The sequence below is a fragment of the Micrococcus sp. KRD096 genome (genome assembly GCF_017168495.1).
Classification (GTDB): Bacteria; Actinomycetota; Actinomycetes; order Actinomycetales; family Micrococcaceae; genus Micrococcus; species Micrococcus luteus.
Genome location: NZ_JABFAY010000006.1, coordinates 1 through 7,104 on the forward strand (window position 1 = coordinate 1; position 7,104 = coordinate 7,104).

Below are 7,104 nucleotides of genomic sequence, written 5' to 3' on the forward strand. Positions count from 1 at the left end.
CCCATGAACTCCGGCGCCCCGGGCGCCGGCCCGGCCCGCACGCGCGGGACGGGGTGGACGCAGGCCGACGGTCTGCGCTGACGTGAAAGACCGACGAAAGGCAGACACCATGGTCAAGCAGTCCATCTTCGGCCGCATCAGCACGCTGGCGAAGGCCAACATCAACGCGATGCTGGACAAGGCCGAGGACCCCCAGAAGATGCTGGACCAGATGGTCCGCGACTACACGAACAACATCGCGGAGGCCGAGGCCGCCGTCGCCCAGACGATCGGCAACCTGCGAATGATCGAGGACGACTACCGCGAGGACCAGGACGCGTCCCGCAGCTGGGGCCAGAAGGCGCTGGCCGCCTCCCAGAAGGCCGACGACTTCCGCACCAAGGGCGACACCGCCTCGGCGGACAAGTTCGACAACCTCGCCAAGGTGGCCATCGAGCGCCAGATGGACTTCGAGCGCCAGGCGAAGGCCGCGGAGCCGACCATCGCCTCGCAGCGCGAGATCGTGGAGCGCCTGAAGACCGGTCTGGACCAGATGAAGGTCAAGCGTCAGCAGCTGGTCGCCAAGCGCGACGAGCTGACCGCCCGCGCCAAGTCCGCCCACGCCCAGTCCGCGGTGGCCGACGCCGTGAAGTCGATCGACCTGCTGGACCCGACCTCCGAGGTCTCCCGCTTCGAGGAGAAGGTCCGTCGCGAGGAGGCCCGCGTGCGCGGCCAGCAGGAGATCGCCGCCTCCTCCCTCGACGCCCAGTTCGAGTCCCTCGAGGACCTCGGCGAGAAGACCGAGGTGGAGGCCCGCCTCGCCGCCCTCAAGGCCGGCGGCGCCGGCCAGGCCGCCCTCACCTCGGGCGACGTCGACGCCGATGAGACCCTGACCCTCGACTACGCGGCCGAGGGGACCGCCGAGGAGACCGGCACCGCGCGCGGCTGACCCCGCCCCTCCCCGGCCCACGCCGGCGCGGCGGGCCGTCCTCGTGCGCCCCGGCCCGGTGCTCCTCCCGGACGCGCCCCGGCCCCCGCGCTCCTTTGGTACTGTCCCGGGGTCCCTCGGCACGCTCCGTGGGACACCCCCGTCCCCGCACAGAGGAAGAACCCCATGCAAGAGCAGTTCACGGCCTGGTCCGTGCTGGTCGACGCCGGCCTCATCGGCGCGCTCCTGGCCGTGGGCACGCTGGCCCGTGCCGTCATCACGCCCCTCCAGACCCTGATGATCCCGGCCTCCGTCATCGCCGGCATCCTGGGTTTGGCCCTCGGCCCGAACGGCCTGGGCTGGCTGCCGTTCAGCTCCCAGCTGGGCACATACGGCTCGATCCTGATCGTCATCGTGTTCGTGTGCATCGCGCTCACCGACGACTTCAACGTCCGCAAGATCGGCCGCCCCGTAGGCGCGTTCGCGTCCTACGGCGTGCTGATCTACTCCTCCCAGGTGGCCATCGGCGCCCTCGTCACGCTGGTCCTCCTGCAGCCGCTGTTCGACGCGCCCGACTCGTTCGCCGCCCTGCTGTTCGCCGGCTGGGCGGGAGGCTTCGGCTCCGCGGCCGCCGTGGGCCAGGCGTACGCGGCCAACGGTGATGCGACCGTCACCTCGCTGGCCTACACCTCGGCCACCGTCGGCATGATCGTCGGCGTGGTGGGTGGCATCATCCAGGCCAAGATCGGCGCGCAGCGCGGCCACGCGCGGGAGTTCGCGGGCCTGACCTCCATCCCGGAGGAGCTGCGCACCGGGGTGCTGAACCAGGTGGAGGAACGCCCGGTCATCGGCCGGCACACCTTCTCGGCGGCCTCGGTGGAGTCGCTGGCCTTCCAGGTCGGCGTGGTCGCGATGATCGCGGCGGCCGCGCACGGCGTGGTCTCCTGGATCACGGCCGTGTGGCCGAGCGTCGTGGGTGAGGACGGTCCCCAGCTGATCATCCCCGCGTTCGCGATCGCGTTCCTCCTCGGCCTGATCGCCCGCGTCCTGTTCCAGGCCACGAAGACGGCGAAGTTCCTCGACCCGGGCTCGCTGAACTCGGTGTCCGGCACCGCCACGGACATCCTCATCGTCTGTGGCATCGCCGCGATCGCCCCGACCGTGGTCGTGGACTACTGGCAGCCGCTGCTGCTCCTGTTCGTGATCGGCCTCGCGCTGGCCCTGTTCCTGGGGATCGTCGTGGCGCCGCGTGTCATGACCGACGCGTGGTTCGAGAAGCAGCTGTTCACGTGGGGCTGGGCCACCGGCGCCGTCGCCACAGGCGTGGCCATGCTGCGCATCGTGGACCCGAAGCTGAAGTCCGGGACCATGGAGCAGTTCGGCGTGGCCTACATCCCGGTGGTGCCCGTGGAGATCGCGGCCGTGTCCTTCGTGCCGCTGCTGCTCATCGCGGGCCTGTCCTGGGCCGTGGTCGGCATCTGGGGCGCCATCGCGATCATCGCGATCATCGCTGCCGTCTGGCTGCGCCGCACTGATCCTGGCCGCCGCACGCCGGCCCAGCAGGCGGTCCGGGCCTCGAGCCGCTGACGCTCCCCCACCGATCGCCCGAGGGCGGTCAGCTCGCCCGCCGGCACCGTGCCGGCGGGCCGGGGCGAGCGGGCCCGGACATGCGAGAAGGCCCCCAGCAGATGCTGGGGGCCTTCTCCTTCTCGTTGCGGGGGCAGGATTTGAACCTGCGACCTCCGGGTTATGAGCCCGGCGAGCTACCGAACTGCTCCACCCCGCGGCGACTTCTAGAACTATACACACCTGTCCCGTCGAGTTCAAATCAGCGTCAGCACCCCGCCATCCGGCGGCCATGCGGCGGCCATCTGCCCCGAGACGACAGCGGCCCCGACCACGCGCGGTGCGTGGCCGGGGCCGTCGTCGACGGTCCGGCGGGCCCGGCCCGCCGACGCCCGTCAGCCGCTCGGCGTCGGGCTGGGGCTCGACGACGGCGCGGGGCTCGCCTCGGCCGGGGCCTGGTCCTGGGCAGGCGCGTCGCCGCCCAGGGCGTCGTCGGCGGCGGTGGCACGCTTCAGGGCCTCGTTGAGACGCTTCTGCTGCTCGCCGTAGCCGGCCCAGTCGCCCTCGGCCAGACGCTCCTGGCCCTGGGTCAGGGCGTCCTGCGCCTCCTCGAGGGCCGCCGAGAGCTCCTCCTCGACCGTGCCCGGAGCCGACGGCTCCTCGCCCGGTGCGGGCGCCTCCGCCTGGTTCTCCTCCGGGGTGACCGCGCCCGAGTCGCCGTCGAACACCTGGTCCAGGGCCTCCTGGAGGGTGTCCGCGAAGCCGACCTTGTCGCCGAACGAGACGAGCACCTTGCGCAGCGTCGGGTAGGTGGTGCCGCCCGAGGAGCGGACGTACACCGGCTGGACGTAGAGGATGCCGCCGGCCACCGGCAGGGTGATCATGTTGCCGTTGAGCACCTCGGACGCGCCCTGGCGCAGCAGGTTCAGCTCCCGCGAGACGTCCGCGTTCGAGTCGAAGTTCGCCTGCGCCTGGCCAGGGCCGGGCACCGTGGTGGACCGCGGCAGCTCGAGCAGTCGGAGCTTCCCGTAGCCCTCGGCCTTCACGCCGTCCTCCCCCGAGCCGGCGTCGCCGGTGGCGGAGAGGAAGCCGTAGAGCACGTTGCGCTGCTGGGCACCGTCCGTGATCTGCGGGATGTAGCTGCTGGTGAGGGAGAACGCCGGCTCGTCCTGGCCGGGCATCTGCAGCGTCATGTAGTACGGCGGCTGCTTGACGTCCTCCTCGCGCGTGGGGTCCGAGGGCACGGACCACGCGTCGTTGTTCTCGTAGAAGTCGTCCGCATCGGTCACGTGGTAGCGGCCGAGCAGCTCGCGCTGGACCTTGAACATGTCCTCCGGGTAGCGGACGTGGTCCATGAGTCCGGCGCTCATCTCCGAGTACGGGCGCAGCGAGGACGGGTACACGTTCTGCCAGACCCGCAGCAGCGGATCCTGGTCGTCCCACGCGTAGAGGGACACCGAGCCGTCGTACGCGTCCACCGTCGCCTTCACCGAGTTGCGGATGTAGTTCACCCGGCCCTGCATCGCCGGGTTCTGGCCCTGGCTCAGGGAGTCCACCGTGACCTCGCCCAGCTGCTGGGCGGTGGAGTACGGGAACTGGTCCGAGGTCGTGTAGGCGTCCACGATCCACTGCACGCGGCCATCGACGATCGCCGGGTAGGGGGCGGTGTCCACCGTCAGGTAGGGCGCGACCTTGCGGACGCGCTCGGCCGGGTCGCGGTCGTAGAGGATCTGCGAGGCCTCGTTCACGTCCGAGGACAGCACCAGCTCGGGCGAGCCGAACTTCACCGCGTATGCGAGCCGGTTGAACAGGTTGCCCACCGAGGGGCCGCCGTCGCCGGAGAAGGTGTACGCCGTGTCCTCCTGGGAGTCGGCCGTCTGCGGCCGGTCGCGTTCGACGGCCGGCGCGCCCTCGGGCGCACCCACCACCGAGTACGAGGGCGAGTTGTGCCCGAAGTAGATGCGCGGCTCGTAGTCCTGGTCGGAGGCCAGCGGCCCGCGCGTCGGGATCTCGGAGAGCAGCCACTGGGGCCGGCCGCCGGCCGCGACCTCGGAGGCGTCGGCCACGACCATGCCGTAGCCGTGCGTGTAGATGGTGTGGCGGTTCACCCACGACTGCGAGTCGTCCACGTTGACGTCACGGGCCGCCAGGATGGTGTCCCGCGTCTGGCCGTCCACCTCGTAGCGGTCCACGTGCAGCGTGGTGGGGAACGAGTAGTACGGACGGAACTGCTGGAGCTGCCCGAAGGTCTGGGAGATCAGGTTCGGGTCCATGAGACGGACGTTGGCCGTGTTGGCCTCCTCGCCCGCCAGGGCCCCGGCCTCGGTGTCCGTGGCCCCCTCGTAGTTCGTCACCTCGACGTCGTCCAGGCCGTACGCCTCGCGCGTCATGGCGATGTTCCGCTCGATGTACTCGGACTCGAGCGTGCGCTCGGACGGCTTCACCTGGTACTCCTGCACGATGAAGGGGTACGCCGTGCCCACCACGAGCGCCGTGATGACCAGGACCGCGGTGCCGATCAGCGACAACCGCCACCGGCCCGAGACCACCGTCCACACGAACAGGCCGGCCACGATCACGGCCGTGACCGCCAGGATCGCCGACGTCGGGATGACCGCGTTCACGTCCGTGTAGAGCGCGCCGGCCCAGTTGCCGGTCTGCGACTGCGTGGTGCGGTAGCGGTTGAGCCAGAAGTTGACGCCCTGCAGCAGCAGGAACACGGCCAGGGTGATGCCGATGTGGGCGCGCGCCGCCGGGGTGATCCGCACACCGCCGCCCTCCTCCACGCGCACCGCGCCGTACAGGTAGTGCACCAGAAGACCGGTGATGCCGGAGACCAGGACCACCGAGATCAGGTACCCGACCACGAGCGTCAGGAACGGCAGGGTGGCCATGAAGAACATGAGGTCCAGGCCGAACTCCGGGTCCGCCTGGCCGTAGGGCACCTGGTTCAGGAACAGCAGGACCGTGTTCCAGCCGTTCATCGCGGTGGAGCCGGCGAACACGCCGAGCACGAGCGGGACACCCAGGAACACCAGGCGCCGGATGGGCTCCAGCTGGCGCTGGGCCTGGCTGAGCGAGTCCCGCGCGGCCGCGGACGCGTCCGCGGGGCGGTGGCGCCAGGCCGTGCGGATCGCCAGCCACACGGCGAGGGCCATCCCGAGCCCGGCGATCAGGAACAGCGCGGCCTTGGCGACGACCTCGGTCCAGAAGACCTCGGTGAAGCCCAGCTGCGAGAACCACAGCACGTCCGTGTAGACGTTCGTGAACACCACGAACAGCCCCACGAGCACGGCCACCGCGATGATGGTCAGCACGAGCGCGCTCGGCCGGCCCGGCCGGCCCCTGCCGCGCGCGGCGGAGGACCCGCCCCCGCCGAACGGGCCACCAGGACCGCGGTCGCCGTCGTCGCCCGGGCCGCGCGGGGCGCCGCCGAAGGGGCCGAACGCCCCGAACGGGCCGGGCTGGCCCCCGGCGGTCCCGCCGCCGTCACGGGGCGGTCCGCCGAACGGTCCGCCGCCTCCCTGTCCGAAGCTCACTGCTCTGTCCTCTTCCCTCCCGCGTCCGCGGGGCTCTGCTCCGGCCCGGGGCGCTGCGCCCCGGACATGTCGTCCGGTCTGGTGGTCTGGTGGTCTGGTGGTCCTGGTGTGCGTCGGCTCAGCCGCACGTCCGGGCGTCGGCCGGGGTCTCCCCCCGGGCCACCGCCTCGACGATGTCGCGGGCCTGGCCCAGCGTGTCCACGGGGTACACCGTCAGGCCCTCGGGCACACGGCCGGCCAGCTCCTCGCAGTTCGCCGTGGGGGCGAGGAACGTCGTGGCCCCCGCCTCGGCGGCGCCGCGCACCTTCTGCGGGATCCCGCCGATGGGACCCACGACGCCGTCCCCCGTGATCGTGCCCGTTCCGGCGATCGATGCGCCCCCCGTCATCGCCCCCGGGGTCAGCCGCTCGATCACGGTGAGCGCGAACATCAGACCCGCCGAAGGTCCGCCGATGTCCGGCACGGCCAGCTCGACGTCCACCGGGACGTCGTAGGCGGTCTCGATCAGGGCCCCCATCTGCCACGGCTGGGGCGCGCCCTCGGGGGCGGCCGCCACCGGCACCTCGAGGTCCTGCTCCACGCCGTCGCGGCGGACCGTCAGCGTGACCGGGTCGGGCCCCGCGGCCCCGACGGCGGCGCGCACGGCCTCCAGGTCGGCCACGGGCCGTCCCTCGGCGGCGATCACCTCGTCCCCGGCCCGCAGGACACCCTCGGCGGGCCCGCCGGACACGAGCTGCTGCACGACGAGCCGCTGGGGCACCTCCCGGCCGAGCTCGTGCAGGGCCGCGGCGGTCGCGGTCTGCTGGGAGTCCGACATGGCCGCCGAATTGGCCTCGCCGACCTCGTCGGAGGTGACGCCGGTGGGGTACATCAGCTCGCGCGGGACCACGTCCACGGCGGGGTCCGTCAGGCCGCGGCCGAGATCGAGCAGGGAGGTGGTGCCGATGGGCGGGCCCCCGACCATCACGGTGGTCATGGCCAGGGTCCCCTCACCCGGGTCCGCCTCGCCGCCCTCGACGCGCAGCACCGGTCGACCCTCGCGTTCGCCCAGCAGGTCCACGGCGGGGCCGGGGCCCTCGAGGATGTAGGGGG

4 protein-coding genes and 1 tRNA gene are annotated in these 7,104 nt (G+C 72.0%); 2 read left to right on the top strand and 3 right to left on the bottom strand.

Features of this window, described 5'->3' with window-relative positions; translation table 11 throughout:
• Positions 1-109: 109 nt before the first annotated feature.
• The gene (locus J1M41_RS03185; protein WP_206451126.1) at positions 110-928 is read left to right on the top strand and encodes a PspA/IM30 family protein; all 819 of its coding nucleotides are present in this window, start codon (positions 110-112) and stop codon (positions 926-928) included.
• Between the two features lie 165 nt (positions 929-1,093).
• The gene (locus tag J1M41_RS03190) at positions 1,094-2,494 is read left to right on the top strand and encodes a sodium/glutamate symporter (RefSeq protein WP_206451127.1); all 1,401 of its coding nucleotides are present in this window, start codon (positions 1,094-1,096) and stop codon (positions 2,492-2,494) included.
• Positions 2,495-2,619: 125 nt separating this feature from the next.
• Here the strand turns inward: J1M41_RS03190 and J1M41_RS03195 are convergent.
• The 3 genes from J1M41_RS03195 to J1M41_RS03205 form a co-directional block, all read right to left on the bottom strand.
• Positions 2,620-2,693, bottom strand: a tRNA-Met gene (locus J1M41_RS03195).
• 175 nt (positions 2,694-2,868) lie between these two features.
• The gene (locus J1M41_RS03200) at positions 2,869-6,012 is read right to left on the bottom strand and encodes a UPF0182 family protein (protein WP_206451128.1); all 3,144 of its coding nucleotides are present in this window, start codon (positions 6,010-6,012) and stop codon (positions 2,869-2,871) included.
• Between the two features lie 118 nt (positions 6,013-6,130).
• On the bottom strand, positions 6,131-7,104 hold a 974-nt coding region (locus J1M41_RS03205; protein WP_206451129.1), incomplete at its 5' end, for a PDZ domain-containing protein.

Coding starts and splice junctions, on each gene's coding strand:
- J1M41_RS03185 (WP_206451126.1), top strand. CDS start 110: ATGGTCAAGCAGTCCATCTTCGGCCGCATCAGCACGCTGGCGAAGGCC.
- J1M41_RS03190 (WP_206451127.1), top strand. CDS start 1,094: ATGCAAGAGCAGTTCACGGCCTGGTCCGTGCTGGTCGACGCCGGCCTC.